The 21,496-nt window shown below is 62.9% G+C and carries 19 protein-coding genes and 2 pseudogenes; 10 read left to right on the top strand and 11 right to left on the bottom strand.

All coding sequences use genetic code 11. The features are described from left to right. Positions 1-18: 18 nt before the first annotated feature. From soxB to ACWPVA_RS20215, 3 genes and pseudogenes are all read left to right on the top strand, one after another. Positions 19-1,707, top strand: coding sequence for a thiosulfohydrolase SoxB (gene soxB, locus ACWPVA_RS20205; RefSeq protein ID WP_454289365.1), 1,689 nt, complete (start codon positions 19-21; stop codon positions 1,705-1,707). A gap of 96 nt (positions 1,708-1,803) precedes the next feature. Beyond that, a pseudogene (gene soxC, locus ACWPVA_RS20210) lies at positions 1,804-3,082 on the top strand (sulfite dehydrogenase). Continuing rightward, positions 3,066-4,232 carry a c-type cytochrome gene (locus tag ACWPVA_RS20215; protein WP_454289366.1) on the top strand — a complete coding sequence of 389 codons (1,167 nt, stop codon included), beginning with the start codon at positions 3,066-3,068 and terminating at the stop codon, positions 4,230-4,232. Before soxC ends, ACWPVA_RS20215 begins: the two are co-directional and overlap by 17 nt. 110 nt (positions 4,233-4,342) lie before the next feature. Here ACWPVA_RS20215 and ACWPVA_RS20220 read toward each other — a convergent pair whose 3' ends face one another. The 5 genes and pseudogenes from ACWPVA_RS20220 to ACWPVA_RS20240 form a co-directional block, all read right to left on the bottom strand. After that, on the bottom strand, positions 4,343-5,698 hold the full coding sequence (locus ACWPVA_RS20220; protein ID WP_454289367.1) for a sigma-54-dependent transcriptional regulator: 1,356 nt from the start codon (positions 5,696-5,698) through the stop codon (positions 4,343-4,345). Beyond that, the gene (locus tag ACWPVA_RS20225) at positions 5,695-7,518 is read right to left on the bottom strand and encodes a sensor histidine kinase (protein ID WP_454289368.1); all 1,824 of its coding nucleotides are present in this window, start codon (positions 7,516-7,518) and stop codon (positions 5,695-5,697) included. The genes ACWPVA_RS20220 and ACWPVA_RS20225 overlap by 4 nt, the downstream gene beginning before the upstream one ends. Positions 7,519-7,643: 125 nt before the next feature. After that, positions 7,644-8,466, bottom strand: a pseudogene (locus ACWPVA_RS20230) (ABC transporter permease). After that, on the bottom strand, positions 8,463-9,251 hold the full coding sequence (locus ACWPVA_RS20235) for an ABC transporter ATP-binding protein (protein ID WP_454289369.1): 789 nt from the start codon (positions 9,249-9,251) through the stop codon (positions 8,463-8,465). Before ACWPVA_RS20235 ends, ACWPVA_RS20230 begins: the two are co-directional and overlap by 4 nt. A gap of 200 nt (positions 9,252-9,451) precedes the next feature. Continuing rightward, complete coding sequence (locus tag ACWPVA_RS20240; RefSeq protein WP_454289370.1) at positions 9,452-10,492, bottom strand: ABC transporter substrate-binding protein; 1,041 nt, start codon at positions 10,490-10,492, stop codon at positions 9,452-9,454. A 311-nt stretch (positions 10,493-10,803) separates the two neighbouring features. Here ACWPVA_RS20240 and ACWPVA_RS20245 point away from each other — a divergent pair, with 311 nt between their 5' ends. Beyond that, on the top strand, positions 10,804-12,426 hold the full coding sequence (locus ACWPVA_RS20245) for an ABC-F family ATP-binding cassette domain-containing protein (protein WP_454289371.1): 1,623 nt from the start codon (positions 10,804-10,806) through the stop codon (positions 12,424-12,426). A gap of 46 nt (positions 12,427-12,472) precedes the next feature. Here the strand turns inward: ACWPVA_RS20245 and ubiV are convergent, their stop codons facing one another. From ubiV to ubiT, 3 genes are read right to left on the bottom strand one after another with little or no spacing between them, the layout of a single operon-like run. Further along, a complete protein-coding gene (gene ubiV, locus ACWPVA_RS20250) occupies positions 12,473-13,411 on the bottom strand; it encodes a ubiquinone anaerobic biosynthesis protein UbiV (RefSeq protein WP_454289372.1) in 939 nt (312 codons plus the stop codon). 2 nt (positions 13,412-13,413) lie between these two features. Further along, complete coding sequence (gene ubiU, locus ACWPVA_RS20255; protein ID WP_454289373.1) at positions 13,414-14,391, bottom strand: ubiquinone anaerobic biosynthesis protein UbiU; 978 nt, start codon at positions 14,389-14,391, stop codon at positions 13,414-13,416. Beyond that, positions 14,382-14,891, bottom strand: a complete 510-nt coding sequence (gene ubiT / locus ACWPVA_RS20260; RefSeq protein ID WP_454289374.1) for a ubiquinone anaerobic biosynthesis accessory factor UbiT — start codon at positions 14,889-14,891, stop codon at positions 14,382-14,384. Before ubiT ends, ubiU begins: the two co-directional genes overlap by 10 nt. Positions 14,892-15,001: 110 nt before the next feature. On the opposite strand from ubiT, the gene ACWPVA_RS20265 reads away from it, so the two are divergent. Beyond that, positions 15,002-16,510: a UbiD family decarboxylase gene (locus ACWPVA_RS20265; RefSeq protein ID WP_454289375.1), complete on the top strand. Its 1,509-nt coding sequence runs from the start codon at positions 15,002-15,004 to the stop codon at positions 16,508-16,510. Further along, the gene (locus tag ACWPVA_RS20270) at positions 16,507-17,091 is read left to right on the top strand and encodes a UbiX family flavin prenyltransferase (protein ID WP_454289376.1); all 585 of its coding nucleotides are present in this window, start codon (positions 16,507-16,509) and stop codon (positions 17,089-17,091) included. Before ACWPVA_RS20265 ends, ACWPVA_RS20270 begins: the two co-directional genes overlap by 4 nt. Here ACWPVA_RS20270 and ACWPVA_RS20275 read toward each other — a convergent pair. The 3 genes from ACWPVA_RS20275 to ACWPVA_RS20285 are packed head-to-tail and all read right to left on the bottom strand — an operon-like array spanning position 17,088 to position 18,410. Beyond that, on the bottom strand, positions 17,088-17,771 hold the full coding sequence (locus ACWPVA_RS20275) for an NnrU family protein (RefSeq protein ID WP_454289377.1): 684 nt from the start codon (positions 17,769-17,771) through the stop codon (positions 17,088-17,090). The genes ACWPVA_RS20270 and ACWPVA_RS20275 overlap by 4 nt on opposite strands. Beyond that, on the bottom strand, positions 17,768-18,241 hold the full coding sequence (locus ACWPVA_RS20280) for a hemerythrin domain-containing protein (protein ID WP_454289378.1): 474 nt from the start codon (positions 18,239-18,241) through the stop codon (positions 17,768-17,770). The genes ACWPVA_RS20275 and ACWPVA_RS20280 overlap by 4 nt, the downstream gene beginning before the upstream one ends. A gap of 16 nt (positions 18,242-18,257) precedes the next feature. Beyond that, positions 18,258-18,410, bottom strand: coding sequence for a hypothetical protein (locus ACWPVA_RS20285; protein WP_454289379.1), 153 nt, complete (start codon positions 18,408-18,410; stop codon positions 18,258-18,260). Positions 18,411-18,516: 106 nt separating this feature from the next. On the opposite strand from ACWPVA_RS20285, the gene ACWPVA_RS20290 reads away from it, so the two are divergent. The 4 genes from ACWPVA_RS20290 (at position 18,517) to ACWPVA_RS20305 (ending at position 21,374) form a co-directional block, all read left to right on the top strand. Continuing rightward, positions 18,517-19,083 carry a cytochrome c oxidase subunit 3 gene (locus ACWPVA_RS20290; RefSeq protein ID WP_454289655.1) on the top strand — a complete coding sequence of 189 codons (567 nt, stop codon included), beginning with the start codon at positions 18,517-18,519 and terminating at the stop codon, positions 19,081-19,083. Positions 19,084-19,087: 4 nt separating this feature from the next. Then, positions 19,088-19,369 carry a cytochrome C oxidase subunit IV family protein gene (locus tag ACWPVA_RS20295; RefSeq protein WP_454289380.1) on the top strand — a complete coding sequence of 94 codons (282 nt, stop codon included), beginning with the start codon at positions 19,088-19,090 and terminating at the stop codon, positions 19,367-19,369. 177 nt (positions 19,370-19,546) lie between these two features. Beyond that, positions 19,547-19,999: a c-type cytochrome gene (locus ACWPVA_RS20300; protein ID WP_454289381.1), complete on the top strand. Its 453-nt coding sequence runs from the start codon at positions 19,547-19,549 to the stop codon at positions 19,997-19,999. A gap of 28 nt (positions 20,000-20,027) precedes the next feature. Further along, on the top strand, positions 20,028-21,374 hold the full coding sequence (locus tag ACWPVA_RS20305; RefSeq protein WP_454289382.1) for a cbb3-type cytochrome c oxidase subunit I: 1,347 nt from the start codon (positions 20,028-20,030) through the stop codon (positions 21,372-21,374). Positions 21,375-21,496: the final 122 nt, after the last annotated feature.

Below are 21,496 nucleotides of genomic sequence, written 5' to 3' on the forward strand. Positions count from 1 at the left end.
TGTTCATGGGAGAAGTGTATGTTCTCAAGACGTGAATTGCTCATGGCGGGTGCCGCCTTGTCTGCGATCGCCGGTTCCGGGCTTTCCGGCCGCTGGTCACAGGCTGTTGCCCAGCAGGCGCTGACCGAGGACGGCCTTCTTGACTTTGAGTCAACCGGCAACGTCACAATCATCCACGTCACCGATCTGCATGCCCAGCTCGTACCGGTTTATTTCCGCGAGCCATCGATCAACCTTGGGGTAGGCGATGTCGCCGGTCTGCCGCCGCATGTGACCGGTGCCGATTTCCTCAAGCTCTACAATATCGAGCCGGGCTCGCCGGAAGCCTACGCAATGACTTCCGAAGACTATGTCGCGCTTGCAAAGAGCTACGGCAAGATGGGCGGGCTCGATCGCATCGCCACCATCGTCAAGCGGATCAGGGCCGAGCGCGGCGACAATGTTCTGCTGCTCGACGGTGGCGATACCTGGCAGGGCAGCTATACGTCCCTGCAGAGCAAGGGGCAGGACATGGTCGACGCCATGAATGCGCTCCAGCCCGACGCCATGACCGGACACTGGGAATTCACCTACGGCACGGACCGGGTTCAAGAGATCATCGACGGGCTGCCGTTCTCCTTCCTCGGCGGCAATATCTTCGACGCGGAATGGAACGAGCCTGCCTTCGAGGCCTACAAGATGTTCGAGAAGGGGGGCGCGAAGATCGCCGTGCTTGGACAGGCCTTCCCCTATACGCCGATCGCCAATCCGCGCTGGATGTTTCCCAACTGGTCGTTCGGCATCCGCGAGGACGAGGTGGCCAAGAACGTCGCGGCGGCGCGGGCCGAAGGGGCGGATCTGGTCGTGCTTCTGTCTCACAACGGCTTCGACGTCGACCGCGCCATGGCCGCGCGCGTCCCGGGTATCGATATCATTCTGGCGGGCCACACCCACGACGCCCTGCCGGAACCGGTGATCGTTGGCAAGACACTGGTGATCGCTTCCGGATCGCACGGCAAGTTCATCACACGGCTTGATCTCGACGTTCAGGACGGCGCGCTGAAATCCTATCGGCACCGACTTATCCCAGTCTTTTCGGACGTGATTTCGCCGGATGCCGAGATGGCCAAAATGATAGAGGACATTCGCGCACCCCATCTGGGCGAACTGACGCGCGAACTGGCGACCGCGGAGGGCCTTCTTTATCGACGTGGCAATTTCAACGGCACCTTCGACGACTTGATCTGCGAGGCATTGCTCGAGGTGCGCGAGGCTGACATCGCCCTGTCCCCAGGCTTCCGCTGGGGGACATCAGTCCTTCCCGGCCAAAAGATTACGGTCGAGGACGTGCACAATGCCTGCTCGATGACCTATCCGAGCGCCTATCGCTCGAACATGAGCGGCCAGATGCTCAAAGACATCCTCGAGGATGTCGCCGACAACCTGTTCAACAAGGATCCTTACTATCAGCAAGGCGGGGATATGGTTCGCGTCGGCGGCATGGGCTACACGATCGACCCCAACGGCAGCATGGGAAGCCGCATCTCGCAGATGACCATGCTGAAAACCGGCGAGGCCATTGAGCCTGCAAAAGAATATGTGGTTGCCGGGTGGGCCTCGATCAATGAGGCGACCGAAGGTCCGCCGATCTGGGATGTCGTTGAGGACTATCTGACGAAAAATCCGGTCGTCAATCTGCAGGAAAACCGTTCCGTGAAGGTCATCTGACGGTAAAGATGGAGGCTGCGCTGGCGGCGCAGAAGTGCGGCATGATATATAGAAATAATAGAATATTTGCATACAATGGAGGCAAAGGAGGAGCCGATGGAAAATCCTGAAAACCCGAAGTCGGCCGGGCGCCGCAGCTTCCTGAAGGGCGGCCTGATGGGGGGCGTTGCGCTTGCCGGTGCCGCAACGGCCGGAAGGGCGCTTGCCGCCGGCGATCCGCTCATTACCGAAGTCCAGGACTGGAATTGCCTGCTTGGCGACGGTGTCGATGCCAAGCCCTATGGCATGCCCTCGGAGTTCGAGGCGCATGTGGTGCGCAAGGACGTGCCGTGGCTGACGTCTGACTCCATCTCGTCGATCAATTTCACGCCGCTGCATGAACTCGACGGGATCATCACGCCGAGCGGGCTGTGCTTCGAGCGCCATCATGGTGGGGTCGCAGTGATCGAGCCGACCGCCCACCGTCTGATGATTAACGGCCTGGTCGACAAGCCGCTGGTGTTCACGATGGAGGAACTCAAACGGTTCCCACGCGAGAACAGGGTCTACTTCCTCGAATGCGCGGCCAATTCCGGTATGGAATGGCGCGGCGCCCAGCTCAATGGCTGCCAGTTCACCCACGGAATGCTGCATTGCGTGATGTACACGGGCGTGCCGCTGAAGACGTTGCTGGCGGAAGCCGGGGTCAAGCCAGAAGGCAAGTGGCTGCTCGCCGAAGGCGCAGATGCCTCCGCCATGACCCGTTCGATCCCGATGGAAAAGGCGCTCGATGACTGTCTGGTCGCCTTCGGCATGAACGGGGAGGCACTGCGTGCCGAGCAGGGCTATCCGCTGCGACTCGTCGTTCCCGGCTGGGAAGGCAATATGTGGATCAAGTGGCTGCGAAGGCTCGAAGTCGGCGACGAGCCCTGGCAGCAGCGCGAGGAAACCTCGAAATACACCGACCTTTTGCCGGACGGCAAATCGCGGCGGTTCACCTGGGCGATGGATGTCAAATCCGTCATCACCAGTCCAAGCCCACAGGCTCCGATTAAGCATGGCAGAGGACCGCTGGTCCTCAGTGGTCTGGCTTGGTCAGGTCACGGAACGATCAAGCGTGTCGATGTGACGATCGACGGGGGACGCAACTGGCATACGGCGCGTATCGACGGACCGAGCCTGCCGAAGGCTCTGCATCGCTTCTACTACGAGTTCGACTGGGACGGTTCGGAAGCTCTTCCTGCAGTCACGGGCGATCGACGAACAAGGCCTGATTCAGCCCACCAAGGACCAGTTGCGCAGCGTCCGAGGCACCAACTCCATCTACCACAATAATGGCATCCAGACCTGGTACGTCAACAAGGACGGAGGCATCGAGAATGTCGAAATTTCGTAAATCGCTGCTTCTGTCCGTTGGACTGTTGCTGGCCTCGACACCCCATGCCTTCGGTGGCGATGCCGATGCGGGCAAGAAGATTTTCGGCAAATGCGCCGCCTGCCACACCGTCGGTGAGAATGCCAAGCACAAGGTCGGACCGATGCTGAATGATATCATCGGACGCAAGGCTGGCACGGTTGACGGGTTCAAATACTCCCCCGCGATGATGAAGGCCGGGGAAGGCGGGCTCGTCTGGGACGACCCTACACTGCACGCCTACCTGACCAATCCCAAAGACGTCGTCAAGGGCACCAAGATGACCTTTGCGGGGCTGAAGAAGGAAAAGGAGATCAACGATGTGATCGCCTATCTTGAAACCTTCTCTGCTGCCCCAGCCGCCGTCCCGGCATCCGCAGAGATCGAAGTCCAAGAAGCCCCGAAGGCTGAGCAAGGCGCGGCAAATCTGGCGGAAAAGCCGGTTGAGACCGCCGAAGCGCCAGCTGCGGTGGGAGATAGCGAGGCAAGTGCAGAGCGGAAGGCCGCCGGCCCGGGCGTTGGCGCGCATTTCAAGCTCGGCCGCGAGGCAACGCCTGAGGAAATCGCCGCCTGGGACATCGATGTCCGTGCCGACGGTCTCGGATTGCCGGAAGGCAGCGGCACGGTTGCCGAAGGCATGGAAATCTATGACGAGCAATGCGCTTCCTGTCACGGAGATTTCGGCGAAGCGGTCGGGCGTCGGCCGGTTCTGGCTGGCGGCCATGGGACATTGCAGGCCGATCGGCCGGAGAAGACAATAGGCTCCTTCTGGCCTTACCTGTCGACCGTCTATGACTATGTGCGTCGCGCGATGCCGTTCGGGGATGCCCGCTCGCTGTCCGATGACGATGTCTATGCGCTCACGGCCTATTTGCTCTATCTCAACGATGAAGTGTCGGATGAGGACTTCGAACTGTCGAAGGAGAATTTCACCTCGATCAGGCTGCCGAACGAGGCAAACTTCATCGACGACGACCGCCTGCAGGAGCCGCATTATGTCGACAAGTCGGAGCCCTGCATGACCGATTGCGTGCCCGGCAAGGCAACGATCAAGATGCATGCGGCTGTTCTTGACGTTACCCCGGAATCTTCCGGAGACGGTGAAGAACCCACAGGCGGCGGCATCGACTGACCGTCCTCAAGGCCTCCTCCCCTTGGAGAACTGATAATCTTGGCTGGGGCGATCCCGCGCCCCAGCCAAGGTGTTTTCGGGAATGGATCATCGTCTACCCGTTGCACCCATCAGGCGTCGAATTCCTCGCGTGGGATAGCGGGCTTTCGCGCCAGTCCGTATTTCTGCATCTTTTCGTAGAGGGTCTTGCGGGAAATGCCCAGCTGCTCGTAGACGGGCTTCAGGTGGCCGCCATGGGCGGAGATCGCGCTGGCGAGAACGCCGCGCTCATAGGCAGCGACCTTGTCGGCGAGGCGTTGCCGGACGGCAGCCGGCGCGCTTTCCTCCGGAACGGGATCCAGACCCAGCACGAGCCGGTCGGCGGCGTTGCGCAGTTCGCGGACATTGCCGGGCCAGGGACGGGCAGCGATCTCGGCCAGAAGGTCGGGAGGGACTTCGATGTCGTCGCGCAGGTAGCGGGCTGCGGCCTCGCGCACGAGCTGAAGGAAGAGGATGGGAATGTCTGCCGATCGGTCTGCCAGGGCGGGTACATGGAGGGTTGCGACATTCAGGCGATAGAAGAGATCCGCGCGGAAGCGCCCCGCGGCGACCTCGGCTTCGAGATCTGCCTTGCTGGTGGCGATGAAGCGCACATCGAGGGGAACGACCTCGTTCGAGCCGAGACGGGTGATGACGCGTTCCTGCAGGACGCGGAGAAATTTCGCCTGCAGGTCGAAGGGCATGGAGCCGATTTCGTCGAGCAGGATCGTGCCACCCCGGGCATGTTCGAACTTGCCGTAGCGGGGCCTGAGCGCGCCGGGGAAGGCGCCGGCCTCGTGGCCGAACAATTCGCTCTCGATCAGGTTTTCCGGCAGGGCCGCGCAATTGATGGCGATCAGCGGCCGGTTCGCCCGGGCGCTAATGTCATGGAGGGCGCGGGCAACCACTTCCTTGCCGACGCCAGTGTCGCCGATGATCATTGTATCCGCGTCGGTCGCGCCGATGGCACGCAGCCGGTAGCGTAGGTCGACCATGACCTGGGTGCGCCCCGGCAGGCGCGTTTCGATGTCGTCGCGCTTGCCGGCGACGGCGCGCAGCCGCCGGTTTTCCATGACGAGGCTACGCCGGTCCATCGCCCGGCGGATGATGCCGGCGAGATGCTGCGCGGTGAAGGGCTTTTCGAGGAAGTCATAGACGCCGGCACGCATGGCGCTGACGGCAAGCTGGACATCGGCATGGCCGGTCACGAGGATGACGGGGATCTCGGCGTCAACCTCCCGGATACGCTGCAGGAGCGTCATCCCATCCATGCCGGGCATGCGAATGTCGCTGACCACGACGCCGTCGAAACCGTAGCCGATCAGTTCAAGGACCGGCTCAGCGCTGGAAAATGTCGTGACCGGCAGGCCGAACAGTTCGAGTGCCTGCGCCGAGGAACGGCGCATGTCCTCCTCGTCGTCGATCAGCAGAATGCGCTGGTCGCTCATTCTGCTGCCTCCGTCACCTTCTCGGCAGCATCTAGCTCAATGCGGAACACCGCACCGCCTTCGGCATGGTTGGTGACGGAAAGGCTGCCGCCGAAATCCTTGATGATGTTGTAGGAAATCGATAGCCCGAGGCCGAGGCCCTTGCCGACCCCCTTGGTGGTGAAGAACGGGTCGAAAATGCGCTCGACGATAGCGGCCGGGACCCCCGGCCCGTGATCACGCACCGCGATGACGATCTTGCCAGCTTTGCGGCGGGCCGTGAACTCGATGTTGCGATTGGTCTGACCTTCCACCGCATCGGCGGCATTGGTGATGATATTGACGAGGACCTGCTGTAGTCGGATGGGTCCGGCCAGCACGGCGAGGTGACCACGGCCGAGGTCGACATCGAGCGTCGCATTCGCCACCTTGAGCCGGGCAGCGACAATCTCCAGCGTGTCGTCGATTACTTCGTCCAGCGCGACGGGACCCAGCTTCTCATTCGGCTTGCGGGCGAAGTTCCTCAAGTGCCTGCTGATCGAGGCCATACGGTCGACGAGGCCGGAAATGCGCAGAAGATTGTCGCGCGCCTCGCCGCTCCGACCCCGGTCGATCAGCAGGGCGGCGCTGTCGGCATAGGTCTTGGCAGCGGCGAGAGGCTGGTTGAACTCATGAGACAGGGCGGCCGACATCTGGCCGAGGCCGGCGAGCTTGCCAGCCTGGATGAGATCGGCCTGGGTCTTGCGCAGTTCCTGTTCGGTCAGGCGCCGCTCGGCGATCTCCAGCTCGATCTGCTCATTGACGCGAGCGAGGTCGGCGGTGCGCTCGGCGACGCGGTGCTCGAGATCGTTGCGGGCTTTCTCCTCGAGGCGCAGCCGTTCGGTGGTGCGGGCCCGCCGCTGCAGGAGAATGGCGATCGCCAGTGCGGCGAGGCAGACGAAGAGGACAACGGCGATCACCACAGTGCGGGCTTGGCCGCGCACCGATGCGGTATCCATCAGTACATTCACCGTCCAGTCAGCCTCGGCCATGTATCGCGACAGCACGAGATATTCGCGGGAGGCGCCATCGTCCGTGACCGTCATCAGGCGATGTCCGCCTTCGTCACTCTTGCGAAGGGGCAGTTCCTTCAGTGGCGCATCGGCATAGCGGCGCGATGCCTGGGTGCGGGCGAGCCGTGTGGCGTCCAGCGGCAGGATGCTGTTGTAGAGCCATTCCGGGCTGCCGGTCATAAAGATGATGCCTTCCGGATCGGCGACAAAGATCTTGTATTCGCCTCCCTTCCACGATGCTTCGATCGAATCAATGTCGACCTTGAAGACGATGACCCCTCGGATTTCATCATCGACGCTGACGGGCGAGGCGAAATAGTAGCCGCGCTTGAGGGACGTGGTGCCGAGTGCGTAGAAGCGCGATTGCCGGCCTTTGGCGGCATCCTGGAAATAGGGACGGTAGCTGAAATTCTGGCCCACGAAGCTCGCCGGTCCGTCGTAATTGCTGGCTGAGATCGTCTCGCCGTCCATGGTCATGACATAGATGTCGGAGGATCGGAGCAGCGTGTTGATCTCTTTAAGATAGGCGTTCACCGTCTTTCTTAAGGCCGGGTCAGAGCGCGCGCGCAGCAACGCCTTGATGCCGTCGTGATCGGCAATCAGGGCCGGCAGCGGTTCATAGCGGCTCAGGTGGCCGCCAAGTGCGGAGACGGCAAGGCGCAGCGCGGAACTTGCCTGGAGCGAGGCCTCTTCCATATAGGCCCGCGTGGCGACAGCGCCGCCCTGGAACGCTGCCAGAACGACGAGGACGGGAAGTATGGCAAAGACCAGAACATGCCGGAGCTTCACGGTACAACGGCCTCCTCTTCCGTTCCTCGCGGCCGCTATGGCCGTGAGGGGGAAGTCTAGAGAGACGGGCGAGCGTTTCCTAGAGGCGATCTGCGCGGAACTGCTTTCCCGCCATAGGGCGTTCTTCAGTTCGCCATGGTCGAGCGGTGCGCCCAGCCCGTCATGCGCCGCTCGATCCAGGCCATGAGCGCATACATGGCGATTCCCTCGACCGCCAGCATGAGCAGGCCGGCAAAGACCAGCGGCACATTGAACTGGCTCTGGGCGAAGCTGCATCATGTTGCCGAGGCCATAGTTCGAGGCGACCGTTTCGGACACGACGGAGCCGACGAAGGCCAGCGTGATGGCGATCTTCAGCGAGCCGAAGAAATAGGGCATGGAGCGGGGAATGCCGACCTTCAGCATGATGTCCATCTTTTTCGCGCCGAGCGCCCTCAAGACGTCCTCGGTCTCCGGCTCGATGGTGGCAAGCCCGGTCGCGACGTTGACGACGATCGGGAAGAAGGAAATGAGGAAGGCGGTCAGCACCGCCGGCACCGTGCCGATGCCGAACCAGATGACGAGGATGGGGACGAGTGCCACCTTCGGGATGGCGTTGAAGCCGATCATCAGCGGATAGAGGCCGGCATAGATGGTCTTCGACCAGCCGATGAAGAGGCCGATCCCGAGGCCGGCGACGACGGCGATGATGAAGCCGAGGGTCGTGGTGTAGAGCGTCTGCAGCGAGTTCTTCCAGATCGGCGACCAGTATTGCACGATCGCCTGGAAGACGCGCGTCGGCGAGGGCAGGATGGTCGGCGGCATGTCAAGACCGAGGACGAGCAGTTCCCAGGCGGCGAACAGGGCGAGCGTATAGAGCCACGGGGCGGCGCGCACCCAGTTGACGCGGGCGATCAGCGGTGTGCGGGCAGGCGCTGCCATGGCGGGTTTCTCCACGATCTCGCTCATGCCGCCACCCGCGCGTTGCCGATCTCGCCGTGGAGGGCGTGAACCATGTCGTTGAAAGGCGTCTCGTACATGATTTCAAGGTCACGCGGGCGGGCAAAGGGAACCTTGTGTTCGGCAAGCACGCGGCCGGGCCGGCTGCTCATGACGAAGATCTTGTCGGCGAGAAAGGTTGCCTCGCGCAGGTCATGGGTGACGAGAATGATGGTGACGCCCTGGGCTGCATGCAGGTCGCGGATGACGCACCAGAGTTCTTCGCGGGTAAAAGCGTCGAGGGCGCCGAACGGCTCGTCCAGCATCAGCAGTTCCGGTTCGTGGATCAGCGCGCGGCAGAGATTGGCGCGCTGCTGCATGCCGCCCGACAGCTGCCAGGGAAATTTCGATCCGAAACCCTTGAGGCCGACGATCTCGAGCAGGTTCTCGGCCTTCTCGATGTATTCTCGTCTGTGCGCGCGCAGCCGGTGGCGGTGCCTTTCGACGATCTCGAGCGGCAGGAGGATGTTCTCCAGCGTCGTGCGCCAGGGCAGCATGGTCGGGTTCTGGAAGGCCATGCCGACGATCGAGACGGGCTCAGTTACCTGTCGCCCCGCCACGATGACGTCGCCGGCCTGGGGGATATGCAGCCCGGTGACCAGCTTCATCAGCGTCGATTTTCCGCAACCGGACGGGCCGACGACAGCGGCAAACTCGCCCTTGTCGACGCGCAGGGTCAGGCCGGACACGGCAAGCGTGCCCTCCGCGCCGCCATAGCGCATGTCGACGTTGTCAATGGAAACGAGGTGGGACAATGGGGTCTCCGTGTTGGGTCTGAATGCAATTTCGCAAGACACCCCCTCTGGCCTGCCGGCCATCTCCCCCACAAGGGGGGAGAGAAGCCGTGGCAACGTCCTGGTACATCCTGTCAAATATATCGGCGTTGTCTTGCCTGTGCGGCAAGTTAAGCCCCTCCCTCTGTGGGGAGGGGTTGGGGAGGGGCTCCTGCTCCCAATCAGGGCAGCATCCGCTCTTCCTTGGCCGGCAGGTAGCTCGCGTCGAACACGCGCTCGGCCGTGACATTGCCCTTGAGGCCCATGGAAAGCTTGAGCGTTTCGATCGAGGCAGACAAGCGGGTCATGTCCACGCCGCCCATGCCGTTCTCGACGACATAAGGCGTCTTGATGTTCATCGCATTGGCCATACCGAGACGTTCCAGTTCGATGTCGGAATTCAGCGTCTCGTTGCGTTTCAGGACGGCGGTGACGCCCTCTTCCGGATTGGCAACGGCATCGGCGAAGCCCTTGGCGAGCGCTTTCAGGAAGCCCTTGACGACATCCGGATTGGCCTCGGCGAAGTCGGTGTTGACCAGGACAGAGTTGCCGTAAAGGTTCAGGCCGTGCTCGGCCATCAGGATCGTGGCGATGTCATCGGCCGGAACCCCTTGAGCCTTGAGGTTAAGGATGACGGAGAAGGCGAAGCCGAAGACGGCGTCGACGTCGCCCTTGGCGAGCATGGGCTCGCGGACCGGGAAGCCGATCGATTCGATGGTGATCTTGCTATCGTCGATGCCGACGACCTGCTTGAAGGCTGGCCACTGGGCAAAGGCGCCGTCCGGCGGCGGGGCGCCGAGCTTCTTGCCTTCGAGCGACTTCGGATCTTCGGTGATGCCGAGCGCCTTGCGGCCGACCACGGCGAAGGTCGGGCGTTCATAGACCATGTAGACGGCCTTGACCTTCTGCGAGGCGTCTTCGTCGAGGAACTTGATCACCGAGTTGATGTCGCCGAAGCCCATCTGGTAGGCGCCGGTCGCCACACGCGGGATCGCCTCGACCGAGCCATTGCCGCTGTCGATCGTGACGTCGAGGCCCTCGGCCTTGAAGTAGCCCTTGTCGAGCGCCAGCAGGAAGCCGGCGGCCGGGCCTTCGAATTTCCAGTCGAGCGTGAACTTGATCGGCGTTTCGGCGCGGGCCGGGGCTGCCGGCATGGAAAGGCCTAAGCTGAAGGTAATGGCTGCGGTTGCGGCCAGACCGGAAAACAGTCGTCTCGAAAGCATGGTCAGAATTTCCCTCTGGTGGTTTTGTTGCGGCGATTGAAGCCAATGTTCGCTCCTCGCGCAAGCAAATAATGCACATAAAGAGTGCAATACTTTAGACTGAACAAAAGATAGGCACGTCATTGGGCGTTTGCCGCTTTTGGTGGCGCATCCTGCGGTTCGGGCGCTCTCGCCCGCCGAAGCGAGGCGTGCACAGGCTTATCTCGACCAGGATCGCCCAAAACCGGCCGCTGCATTGCGATAAAATTTCGACAGATCGCGCGACCCGTGACATAAGGCGCCCCGGAACCCCTCAAGCCTCACGTCCGGTCATGATTCGTATCGAGAACATCAGCAAGCAGCTCAGCCACCGCATTCTTTTCATCGAGAGTTCCGCCGCGCTCAACAAGGGCGAAAAAATCGGCCTGGTCGGTCCGAACGGGGCGGGCAAGACGACGGTCTTCCGCATGATCACCGGCGAGGAACAGCCTGACGAGGGTCAGATCTCGGTCGAGAAGGGCATGACGATCGGCTATTTCAACCAGGATGTGGGCGAAATGTCCGGCCGCAGCGCCGTCGCCGAGGTGATGGACGGTGCCGGTCCGGTCAGCGTGGTCGCCGCCGAAATGCGCGATCTCGAGGCTGCCATGGTCGATCCCGACCGGCTCGACGAGATGGACGCGATCATCGAGCGCTACGGCGAAGTGCAGGCGCGCTACGAGGAACTCGACGGCTATGCGCTGGAGGGGCGCGCCCGCGAGGTGCTGGCGGGCCTGAGCTTCAGCCAGGAAATGATGGATGGCGACGTCGGCAAGCTGTCGGGCGGCTGGAAGATGCGCGTGGCGCTCGGCCGCATCCTGCTCATGCGCCCCGATGTCATGCTGCTCGACGAACCGTCGAACCATCTCGATCTCGAGAGCCTGATCTGGCTGGAGCAGTTCCTCAAAGGTTATGAAGGCGCGTTGTTGATGACCTCGCACGACCGCGAGTTCATGAACCGCATCGTCAACAAGATCATCGAGATCGATGCGGGTTCGCTCAACACCTATTCGGGCAATTACGAGTTCTACGAACAGCAGCGGGCGCAGAACGAGAAGCAGCAGCAGGCGCAGTTCGAGCGCCAGCAGGCGATGCTCGCCAAGGAAATCAAGTTCATCGAGCGCTTCAAGGCGCGCGCCAGCCATGCCTCGCAGGTGCAGAGCCGCGTGAAGAAGCTCGAAAAGATCGATCGCGTCGAACCGCCGAAGCGCCGCCAGATCGTTGCCTTCGAATTCCAGCCGGCGCCGCGGTCGGGCGAAGACGTGGTCAATCTGAAGAACGTGCATAAGAAGTACGGCCAGCGGGTCATTTACGAGGGCTTCGACTTCATGGTCCGGCGCCGCGAGCGCTGGTGCATCATGGGCGTCAACGGCGCCGGAAAGTCGACATTGCTGAAGCTGGTGGCGGGTGATTCCACACCCGATCAGGGCACGGTCAGCGTCGGCGCCAGCGTCAAGATGGGCTATTTCGCCCAGCATGCAATGGATATTCTCGATGGCGAGATGACCATATTCGAGACGCTGGAAAGCACCTTCCCGCGGGCAGGCCAGGCGCCGCTACGTGCCCTTGCCGGTTGCTTCGGCTTTTCCGGCGACGACATCGAAAAGCGCTGTCGCGTTCTTTCCGGCGGGGAGAAGGCGCGCCTGGTGATGGCGATCATGCTTTTCGATCCACCGAACCTCCTGGTGCTCGACGAGCCGACCAACCACCTCGATCTCGACACCAAGGAAATGCTGATCAAGGCGCTGTCGCAGTATGAAGGCACGATGCTGTTCGTCAGCCACGACCGCCACTTCCTGGCGGAGCTTTCCAATCGCGTGCTGGAACTGACGCCGGACGGCGCGTTCCAGTATGGCGGCGGCTACACCGAATATGTGGCGCGGACCGGCCACGAGGCGCCAGGTCTGCGGAGCTGAGGTCAGGACAAGCCCGGCCGATCCTGTTGATCGGCCAGCTTGATCGTCAGGCCATGGCGCCGCTTGCCACATCGCGGGCGCGGGCCACCCAGGCAGCACCCTCGCGGGCATGGTGGAAACCGTTCGACAGGGGCGCTGCCGGATAGATGTCCCGCAGCCGCCCGATCGCCTCCTCGGCCTCCAGCGTGCCGTCGAGCACGTCGCGATAGAGCCCTGCGACCGCCACCATGTCGCAGTCCTGCGGCGACAGTCGTATGGCCGAGACGCCACAAGCGGCCATATCGGCCAGTTCGCCGAGCAGTGCCTGGCAGGTGTGGGACACGGTCTGCACCCCGTTCAGCGCCAGGAAGGACTGGCGGTCCAGCGTCTTGACCGGCAGGCCGTCCGGCTCGTCGCCGCAGACGAAAAGGCAGTTGTCCTTGATCTTGCCCTTGGAACGGGCATGGGCGCAGCGCGCCGAAATGGCGAGCGGCATGCGGCCAAAGGCGAAGACCTCAAAATCGATGCCGGGGCTGTCGGCGACGATCCGCTCGACCGAGGTGAAGGGCAGTTCGGGCGGCAGGCAGATGGTCCTGGCGCCCCGACCGGCCAGCAGCCTGGCGGTCGCCGCATTGTAGACGTTGACCAGCGGGCCGACATTGTGCGGCTTGCCGTTCAACAGCCCGAGCGCGGAGAGGTCGTTGGCCTCGATCAGATGATCGCTCTCTTCGACCAGTTCGCGCACCTGCCGGCTTTCCCGCTCCAGCGTGACGAGCGCCAGCGTCGAGAACACTACGGTCTTGCCGGCCGCCTCGAGCCGTTCGGTCACTTCGGCGAGGTGCGGTTCGATGAAATGCTGGCGCTTGGAGCACACGGTTTCGCCGATCACCACCGTGTCGAAGGGCGATTCGTCGGCGATGCGGAAATGGAAGTCGCGCCATTTGGGGGCGTCCCACAGATAGTAGACGGGACCCATGGTGAGCGACGGGGGAAGGGTTTCGGTCATGCTCATCTCCAGCGCTTCTCGTAGGCGCCCGATGTGGTCTTCTGCCCCTCGCTCAAGCCACGCAGGCCGGCGAGAAGCGCAGTGCGCTGTTCGGGTTTGGCCGAAAGCGCCTTCTTCAGCGTCGAGACGACTTCGGCGACATAGGCCTTGCCGCGCTGGCGGCCCTCGATCTTCAGCGCGCTGACGCCGGCGGCGGTCAAGGCGTCGATCTCGCTCATCACGTCGAGCGAGACAGGATCCTCGAAGGCGTAGGCCCGGTCGTCGGCGATGTCGAAGCGGCCCTTGCACAGCGTCGGATAGCCGGCGGCCTCGCCGGCGGGGAAGCGGTTTATGGTGTAGTCGCCGAGTTCCGAGACCAGCTCATTGCCCTCTTTGCGGTAGTGGACATGGCTTGCCGGCGAGCAGACGCCGTTCATGTTCGGCGACTTGCCGGTCGTATAGGAAGAGAGCGAGCAGCGTCCCTCGGCCATGACGCAGAGTCCGCCGAAGACGAAGACCTCGATCTCGCAGCGGATTTTTGGCGCGATGCGGGCGATGTCGGCGATGGTGAGCGTTCGTGGCAGAACGACGCGCTTGGCGTTGAAGGCGTCGACGAGAAAATTGATCGCGTCGACATTGGAGGCGGACGCCTGGACCGAGACGTGCAGACGTTGTTCGGGATAGTTTACCGTCACATGCGCCATCAGGCCGAAGTCGGCGAGGATCAGGGCGTCGGCGCCAAGCGCCACGGCATCGGCTGCAGCGCGATACCAGATCTCCTCGTCACCGGCGCGCATGAAGGTGTTAAGCGCGACGAAGGTCTGCGTCTTGTGGCGGCGGGCATAGGCGATCGCCTCGCGCAACTCGTCGCGGCTGAAGTTGAGGCCGGGAAAATTGCGGGCATTGGTCTCGTCGCGGAAGCCGCAATAGACGGCATCCGCGCCGGCATCGACGGCTTCGCGGAAGGCGGCGGGGGTGCCGGCGGGGCAGATCAGTTCCATGCGGATCCCTCCCGGGTGAGCGCGCGGCGGCGGATGCCTTCGGCCATGCGGCCGAACATTGGTGCGAACGGGCCGGCTAGGGTCGAGAGGTCGCGCGGCAGGTCGATGTCGCAGTCGTCGAGGGCGTTGCGCATGGCGAGCATGGCCTCCATGTCGCCGGTGACGTTGAGGTCGCGCGAGAAGAACAAGGCGTCGGCGTCGCAGCGTCCTTCGAGAAGTGCGAGCAGCATGAAGAGCGGACCTTCGACCGTTGCATCGGCGCTGAGCGGCGAACCGCTCTTGCGCAGCACGCGGATCGATGCGCGGCCCGGCTCGACGACGAAAGCAAGCGGCACATCGCTCGGCAGGAAGGCGAAACGCTTTGCCTTGTGCTCGCCCAGGCGCTCGAACAGGCCGGGATGCTCCTTCATCATCCGGGCAAACAGGAGGCCCGTCGCTCGCTCGATTACCGCTATGGGAACGTAGTTCAGGGGCGTCGCGAGCGTCTTGGGAAATTCCATGAGAATCAGGCCTTTGCAGGAAACCAGTGGCGGCATGCTAGCGGCTCGGTCGCTGCAAGGGTTTGAGCTAGCGCAAAGACTTGATGATTTTTACCGGCCACATAGACACAATGATAAATGCATCCTCCGCCGTCCGGCGCTATGCCGACCTTCAGGATTTCGCCGCCGAACTGGAACGCCGGGGCAGCCTCAGGCGCATCACAAAGCCCGTATCGCTGGTGCATGAGGTGACGGAGATCCATCGGCGCGTGCTTGCCTCCAGCGGGCCGGCGCTTTTGTTCGAAAAGCCGGTCAATGCCGCCGGCGAGATCCTGCCGATTCCGCTTCTTGCCAATCTGTTCGGCACGCGCGAGCGCATCGAATGGGGCTTCGGGCTCCAGAGCGGTGGGATCGGCGAACTGGCGGACCTGCTCGGCGAATTGCGCGAGCCGCGACCGCCGCGGTCCCTGAAGGAGGCGATGGGGAAGCTGCCGCTCCTGCAGTCGGCCCTTTCGCTCCGGGTCAAGCAGGTTTCCGGCGCGGCCTGCCAGGACGTCATTTGGCGCGATGATCAAATCGACCTTGGTCGCCTGCCGATCCAGTGGTGCTGGCCGGGGGAGCCGGCGCCGCTGGTCAGCTGGCCGCTGGTCATCACCCGCTCGCCGGACGATCCTGGCGATGTGAATGTCGGCATCTACCGCATGCAGGTGCTCGGCCGCGACAGGCTGATCATGCGGTGGCTCGCCCATCGCGGCGGGGCGAAGCATCATCGCCAGTGGCAGAAGCTGGGGCAGGACATGCCGGTCGCCGTGGTGATCGGCGCCGATCCGGCCACCATCCTGGCGGCCGTCATGCCGTTGCCTGAGGGCATGAGCGAGCTCGGTTTTGCCGGCGTGCTCAAGCGGCGCCGCAGCCGGGTGGTAAAGGCGGTGAGCCAGCCGCTCTGCGTGCCCGCCAATGCGGAAATCGTGATCGAGGGCACGGTTTCGATGCGGGAGGTGGCCGAGGAGGGGCCATATGGCGACCACACCGGCTACTACAATTCGGTCGATCGTTTTCCGGTGATGACGCTGTCGGCGATCACTATGCGGAAAAAGCCGTTCTATCTCTCGACCTATACCGGCCGGCCGCCGGACGAGCCGTCGATACTCGGCGAGGCGATGAACGAGCTGTTCCTGCCGCTGGTGAAGAAGCAGTTCCCCGAGATATCCGACCTCTGGCTGCCGCCGGAGGCCTGCTCCTATCGCGCCATCGTCGTGTCGATCGACAAGCGCTATCCGGGCCAGGCGAAGCGGATCATGATGGGGCTGTGGTCGATGCTGCCGCAGTTCAGCTATACCAAGCTGATCATCGCCGTCGATCCGGATATCGACGTCCGCAACTGGCACGACGTGATCTGGGCGCTGTCGACCCGCTTCGACGCCAGCCGCGACGTCACGATAATCCCCGACACGCCGATCGACTATCTCGACTTTGCCTCGCCGAAGCCGGGGCTCGGCGGCAAACTCGGACTGGACGCCACGACCAAGATCGGACCGGAAACGGATCGTGAGTGGGGGCGGGTGCTGGCCATGGCGCCGGAGGTTTCCGCGAAGGTCGATGCCATGTGGAGCGAGCTAGGTCTGGGGGATCTGCCATGAGTGTCAAGCGCGTCGTGCTGGGCGTTTCCGGTGCATCCGGCGCGCCGATTGCCATGAGGATTGCCGAGCGGTTGGCCGCGCTTGCCGGTGTCGAGACGCATCTGGTCGTGTCGATGGCGGCGGAGCGGAGCGTTGCCCATGAACTGGGAGAGGGCGCGCTGGCGCGGCTCGAAGCATTGTCTTTTCGACGCTATGCCATCGGCGATATCGGTGCGGCGATCGCCAGCGGCTCGTTCCGCACGGCCGGCATGATCGTCGCGCCGTGTTCGATGCGCAGTCTCTCCGGAATCGCGACAGGGCTTGCCGACACGCTGCTGATCCGGGCTGCGGACGTGCACCTGAAGGAGCGCCGGCCGCTCGTGCTCCTTGCCCGCGAAACGCCGCTGCATCTCGGGCATTTGCGCAACATGGTGTCGGTGACCGAGATGGGGGCAATCGTCATGCCGCCGGTGCCTGCCTTTTATCGACGACCGGAGACGGTTGCGGCGATCGTCGACCATATCGCCGCGCGCGCCATCGATCTGTTGCGGATCACGGACGAGCCGCTGGCGAGCGAATGGGGCGGCGACGTCTCAGGCTAGAAAGTGGTGGCAAGCAGCGGATCGGCGCCGAACAGAAGCGCGTGGCCGCCCAGGAGCAGCCAGGCTGTGATGGCGGCCGAGGCAAGCGCCGAGAGCAAGAGCGGCCCGTCGACGCGCAGCCGGTTGCGGCCGGACAGAACGGCTGCGAAGGGCACGAGCGAGGACGCCCTTGCCATCTGCTCGAAGCGTCCGCCAAGCCGCTTGCGGGCGCGACGATCCAGCAGGGCGAAACCCGACCCGGTGAAGAGCGCCAGCCCGCCGAACAGGATCAGCGAGCGCAGGTCACCGTTCGGCACGAGGTGGCCCAGCGACCAGAACAGGAAGCCCCAGAGCACCGGATGGCGGGTGATCGTGGTGATGGCGCCGGGGGCCATTTCCTGCCGCATGGTAATCGACAGGGGGTTGATGCTCGCAAGGCCGGCCAGGACGAGGAAGATGCCGATCGGCGCGGTGACCAGCGTCACCTTGGCCTGCCAGCCGGCCGGCTCCCAGAGGGGGATGTAGTCGGTGGTGAGCGCTGCCTGGAACACCCAGGCGAGGACCAGCACGGATACGAGCGAATAGAGCCCGAGATAGGTGCGCCGGCCAAGCACGGCAATCGCGCCAGCGCGGATCGGCGGAATGGCCGGCACGGAGTGAAGCGCCAGGAAGGCGCCGAGCGCGATTAACAGGTTGGTCATGCCACGGCCATCCGCTGTTCCGACTCCGTCTGCATCAACTGGTCGATCATCGCCTTCTCTGCGGCGACGTGGCGACGGACGCATTCGAAGAATCCGCGCAGCATGTAGCCGATGGTCTCGAAGGTCAGGCCACAATGGCCGCGCAGCATGGCTTTCAGCGTCAGAGAAATCTCCTCGGCGGCCAAACGGTCGCAGCGGTGTTCGTTCTTCAGCCGCTCGATCATCATCGCCGTGAAGCAGGAGCCGGCGCTGCGGTCGAGATTGGGGAAAAGCAGTCGCTCCTCGAATTTCTGCGTCCGGGCGAGGAGCGGCACGACCGTGTCCGACACAGCGCGGCACAGCTTTTCATTGATATCGAACGGCAAGCTGTCCGCCAGCTCTTCGATATTGCGGCAAAGGCCGAGCAGTTCCTCATGGTTCTGCCTGAGCGTCGTCAGTTGCTGTTCGTCGAGGATGCGATCGGTGCGCATGTCGAACTCCTCTTCACTAACTGACGAAAAGCACGGTGGCGATGGCGACTGAGGCGAGGACGGCCGAGATGGTTCCCCCGCGCTGCAGGACACCCATGCGGTAGAGCAGGATCGCAAAGCCGATGATGATGGGCGTGGCGACGGCAAGGCCGATCTGGGCGTCAGTCATGGAAGCAATCTCCTTTGATGTTGCGACCTTAACTTGGCGCCTGCCATTTTTCTTTGTGCTGCCGCAAAGACGCGCCGATCGGCTCTCCTTAAGAAAAAAGCCCATGATGATGCGAACCAATATTGCAGCGGTCGCCTTGGCGGCCCCGGTCGAGGATGAGGAGAGCGACGTTCTCTTGCTCTGGGTGCTCGTGTGGAGCGAACTTGTCGCCTTCGGGATTCTGATCGGCGCGTTTCTGGTGATGTCGGCCTTCGAACCCGAGCGGTTCGCGCTGGCACGGCTTCACCTCAGCCCCGGGCTCGCCGCGATCAATACAGTCGTGCTTCTCACCAGTGGTTGGCAGGCGGCGGTGGCGGCACGTCCCACCGCCTCGGCCCGGCAGGTCCGTCGCTCGCTGATCGCGGCGGCCCTGCTGGGCTTCGTTTTCCTCGCCGTCAAGCTCTTCGAGTACTCAGGAGAGATCCGCTATGCCGGAGAAGAGACGTTCAACGGCTTCTTCGAACTCTATTTCATCATCACCGGTTTCCATCTGCTGCACGTGGTGTTCGGTGCGCTCGTCATGCTGCTGATCGCCTGGCGGCCGTCGCGCGGCAATGTCGCGCTGATCACCACCCTGTGGCACGCGATCGACCTGGTGTGGATCGTCATGTTCCCGATCATCTACCTGGCCTGATCCGATGGACCGCTTTTCCCAAGAACGCCTTCACTGGGCTTTCGTCACCGCAGGCGTCCTGGCGGCCGGCGGGGCGATCACCGCCGCGCTCAGCGGCCACATGCTGGTGCCGATCGGCATCGTGCTTATGGCGGCACTTGCCAAGGCGCGCATCATCATCCTCGACTTCATGGGCCTGCGCCACGCCAGTGGCGTGCTGCGTTTCGCGCTGGTCGCCTGGCCGTTGACCTTCATCCTGCTGGCGCTTTCCCGCGCCGTTTTTGTGGCGATCGCCGCTCCGGTCTGAGCGATCGGACCATCGCCCGTTTATTTGCCAAATAGCAAAGAAGGCTTTTCGTCCGCCGCTAGAAAGGGACCGTCCCGCAGAACGGCATGAGGGGCGGACGGTCCGCCGACCGCTGCAGGGGGAATTCACCAGGCCGGCGGCGGAATGAAAGCTGCGGCTAACGAAAGGACCATGGGGATGGCAGAACGCCTAACCAAGACAGGGGCCCGCAACGTCTTCTATGGCGGGTCCATCTTCTTCTTCACGATCTTCGTGGGCCTGACCGCCCACAGCCACTACTACATCAGGACGACCTCTACCGACGAGTCTACGCTGACCGACGGCGTGGCGCGCGGCAAGCACGTCTGGGAAAAGAATTCCTGCATCAATTGTCACACCCTTCTCGGCGAAGGCGCCTATTTCGCGCCGGAAGTGGGCAATGTCTGGGTACGCTGGGGCGGCAAGGAAGATCCGGAGGGCGCTCGCGAGACGCTGAAATCCTGGATGGCCGCACAGCCGTCGGGCGTCGAAGGTCGCCGGCAGATGCCGCAGTTCAACCTGAGTGAACAGGAACTGAACGATCTGGCCGATTTCCTCGAATGGACGAGCCGGATCAAGACCCAGAACTGGCCGCCGAACGAAGCCGGTTGAGCAAGTGCCGCGACAAGGAGAAACAACTATGAAATACCAAACCCAGAAGGTCGCGATGCTGTATTTCTACGGCGCGCTCGGCCTTTTCCTCGCCCAGGTGTTGTTCGGCGTGCTCGCCGGCACGGTCTATGTGCTGCCCAACACGCTGTCCGAGCTTCTGCCGTTCAACATCGTGCGCATGGTCCACACCAACGCGCTGATCGTCTGGCTGCTCATCGGCTTCATGGGCGCCACCTACTATCTTCTACCGGAAGAGGCGGAGACGGAACTCTATAGCCCCAAGATGGCGATCGCCCAGTTCTGGATTTTCCTGATAGCCGCCGCAGTCGCCGTGGTCGGCTATTTGTTCGGGATCCACGAAGGTCGCGAATTCCTCGAGCAGCCCTTCATCATCAAGGTCGGCATCGTCCTCGTCATGCTGATGTTCCTGTTCAACATCACCATGACCGTGCTGAAGGGCCGCAAGACGGTCGTCACCAATATCCTGATCTTCGGGCTCTGGGGCGTCGCGATCTTTTTCCTCTTCGCCTTCTACAACCCGGCCAACCTGGCGCTTGACAAGATGTACTGGTGGTATGTCGTTCATCTTTGGGTCGAGGGCGTCTGGGAACTGATCATGGCATCGGTGCTCGCCTTCCTGATGATCAAGCTCAACGGCATCGACCGCGAAGTGGTCGAGAAGTGGCTCTACGTCATCGTCGGGCTGGCGCTGTTCTCCGGCATTCTCGGCACCGGCCACCACTATTACTGGATCGGCGCTCCGGGCTACTGGCAGTGGATCGGTTCGCTGTTCTCGACGCTCGAGGTCGCCCCGTTCTTCACCATGGTGATCTTCACCTTCGTGATGACCTGGAAGGCCGGCCGCAAGCATCCGAACAAGGCAGCGCTTCTGTGGTCGATCGGCTGCTCGGTCATGGCCTTTTTCGGCGCCGGCGTCTGGGGCTTCCTCCATACGCTGTCCTCGATCAACTACTACACCCACGGCACCCAGGTCACCGCCGCCCATGGCCACCTCGCCTTCTTCGGCGCCTATGTCATGCTGAACCTGGCCATCATGGCCTATGCCATCCCGGAAATCCGTGGCCGCCAGCCCTATAATCAATGGCTGTCGATCGCCAGCTTCTGGATGATGTGCACGGCGATGTCGGTGATGACCTTCGCGCTCACCTTCGCCGGTGTGCTCCAGGTCCACCTGCAGCGCGTGCTCGGCGAAAGCTACATGGCCGTCCAGGAGCAGCTCGCGCTGTTCTATTGGGTGCGTCTCGGCTCCGGCGCCGTGGTGCTGGTATCGGCGCTGATGTTCGCCTGGTCCGTGCTGATGCCCGGCAAGGAAAAGGCACCGGCCTTCGGCGGCGTCGCCGAACCGGCCGAGTGAACTTTCCTCCTCCCCGACGGGAACGAGGTGGCCCGTCAGGGCCGAATGAGGGGGCGTTCGGCAGTCCCCTCATCACCCGCCTAGCCTGCCGAAGGGCTCTCACAGCCTCTCCCGATGAGGAG

This window comes from Rhizobium arsenicireducens, assembly GCF_964021225.1.

Excerpts from the sequence above, each read along its gene's own strand:
- ACWPVA_RS20285 (WP_454289379.1), bottom strand. The coding sequence starts at position 18,410 with ATGACTGACGCCCAGATCGGCCTTGCCGTCGCCACGCCCATCATCATC.
- ACWPVA_RS20270 (WP_454289376.1), top strand. The coding sequence starts at position 16,507 with ATGAGTGTCAAGCGCGTCGTGCTGGGCGTTTCCGGTGCATCCGGCGCG.
- ACWPVA_RS20275 (WP_454289377.1), bottom strand. The coding sequence starts at position 17,771 with ATGACCAACCTGTTAATCGCGCTCGGCGCCTTCCTGGCGCTTCACTCC.
- ACWPVA_RS20295 (WP_454289380.1), top strand. The coding sequence starts at position 19,088 with ATGGACCGCTTTTCCCAAGAACGCCTTCACTGGGCTTTCGTCACCGCA.
- ACWPVA_RS20220 (WP_454289367.1), bottom strand. The coding sequence starts at position 5,698 with ATGAGCGACCAGCGCATTCTGCTGATCGACGACGAGGAGGACATGCGC.
- ACWPVA_RS20245 (WP_454289371.1), top strand. The coding sequence starts at position 10,804 with ATGATTCGTATCGAGAACATCAGCAAGCAGCTCAGCCACCGCATTCTT.
- ACWPVA_RS20280 (WP_454289378.1), bottom strand. The coding sequence starts at position 18,241 with ATGCGCACCGATCGCATCCTCGACGAACAGCAACTGACGACGCTCAGG.
- ACWPVA_RS20290 (WP_454289655.1), top strand. The coding sequence starts at position 18,517 with ATGATGCGAACCAATATTGCAGCGGTCGCCTTGGCGGCCCCGGTCGAG.
- ACWPVA_RS20240 (WP_454289370.1), bottom strand. The coding sequence starts at position 10,492 with ATGCTTTCGAGACGACTGTTTTCCGGTCTGGCCGCAACCGCAGCCATT.
- ubiT (WP_454289374.1), bottom strand. The coding sequence starts at position 14,891 with ATGGAATTTCCCAAGACGCTCGCGACGCCCCTGAACTACGTTCCCATA.
- ubiU (WP_454289373.1), bottom strand. The coding sequence starts at position 14,391 with ATGGAACTGATCTGCCCCGCCGGCACCCCCGCCGCCTTCCGCGAAGCC.
- ACWPVA_RS20305 (WP_454289382.1), top strand. The coding sequence starts at position 20,028 with ATGAAATACCAAACCCAGAAGGTCGCGATGCTGTATTTCTACGGCGCG.
- ACWPVA_RS20215 (WP_454289366.1), top strand. The coding sequence starts at position 3,066 with ATGTCGAAATTTCGTAAATCGCTGCTTCTGTCCGTTGGACTGTTGCTG.
- ubiV (WP_454289372.1), bottom strand. The coding sequence starts at position 13,411 with ATGACCGAAACCCTTCCCCCGTCGCTCACCATGGGTCCCGTCTACTAT.
- ACWPVA_RS20265 (WP_454289375.1), top strand. The coding sequence starts at position 15,002 with ATGATAAATGCATCCTCCGCCGTCCGGCGCTATGCCGACCTTCAGGAT.
- ACWPVA_RS20300 (WP_454289381.1), top strand. The coding sequence starts at position 19,547 with ATGGCAGAACGCCTAACCAAGACAGGGGCCCGCAACGTCTTCTATGGC.
- soxB (WP_454289365.1), top strand. The coding sequence starts at position 19 with ATGTTCTCAAGACGTGAATTGCTCATGGCGGGTGCCGCCTTGTCTGCG.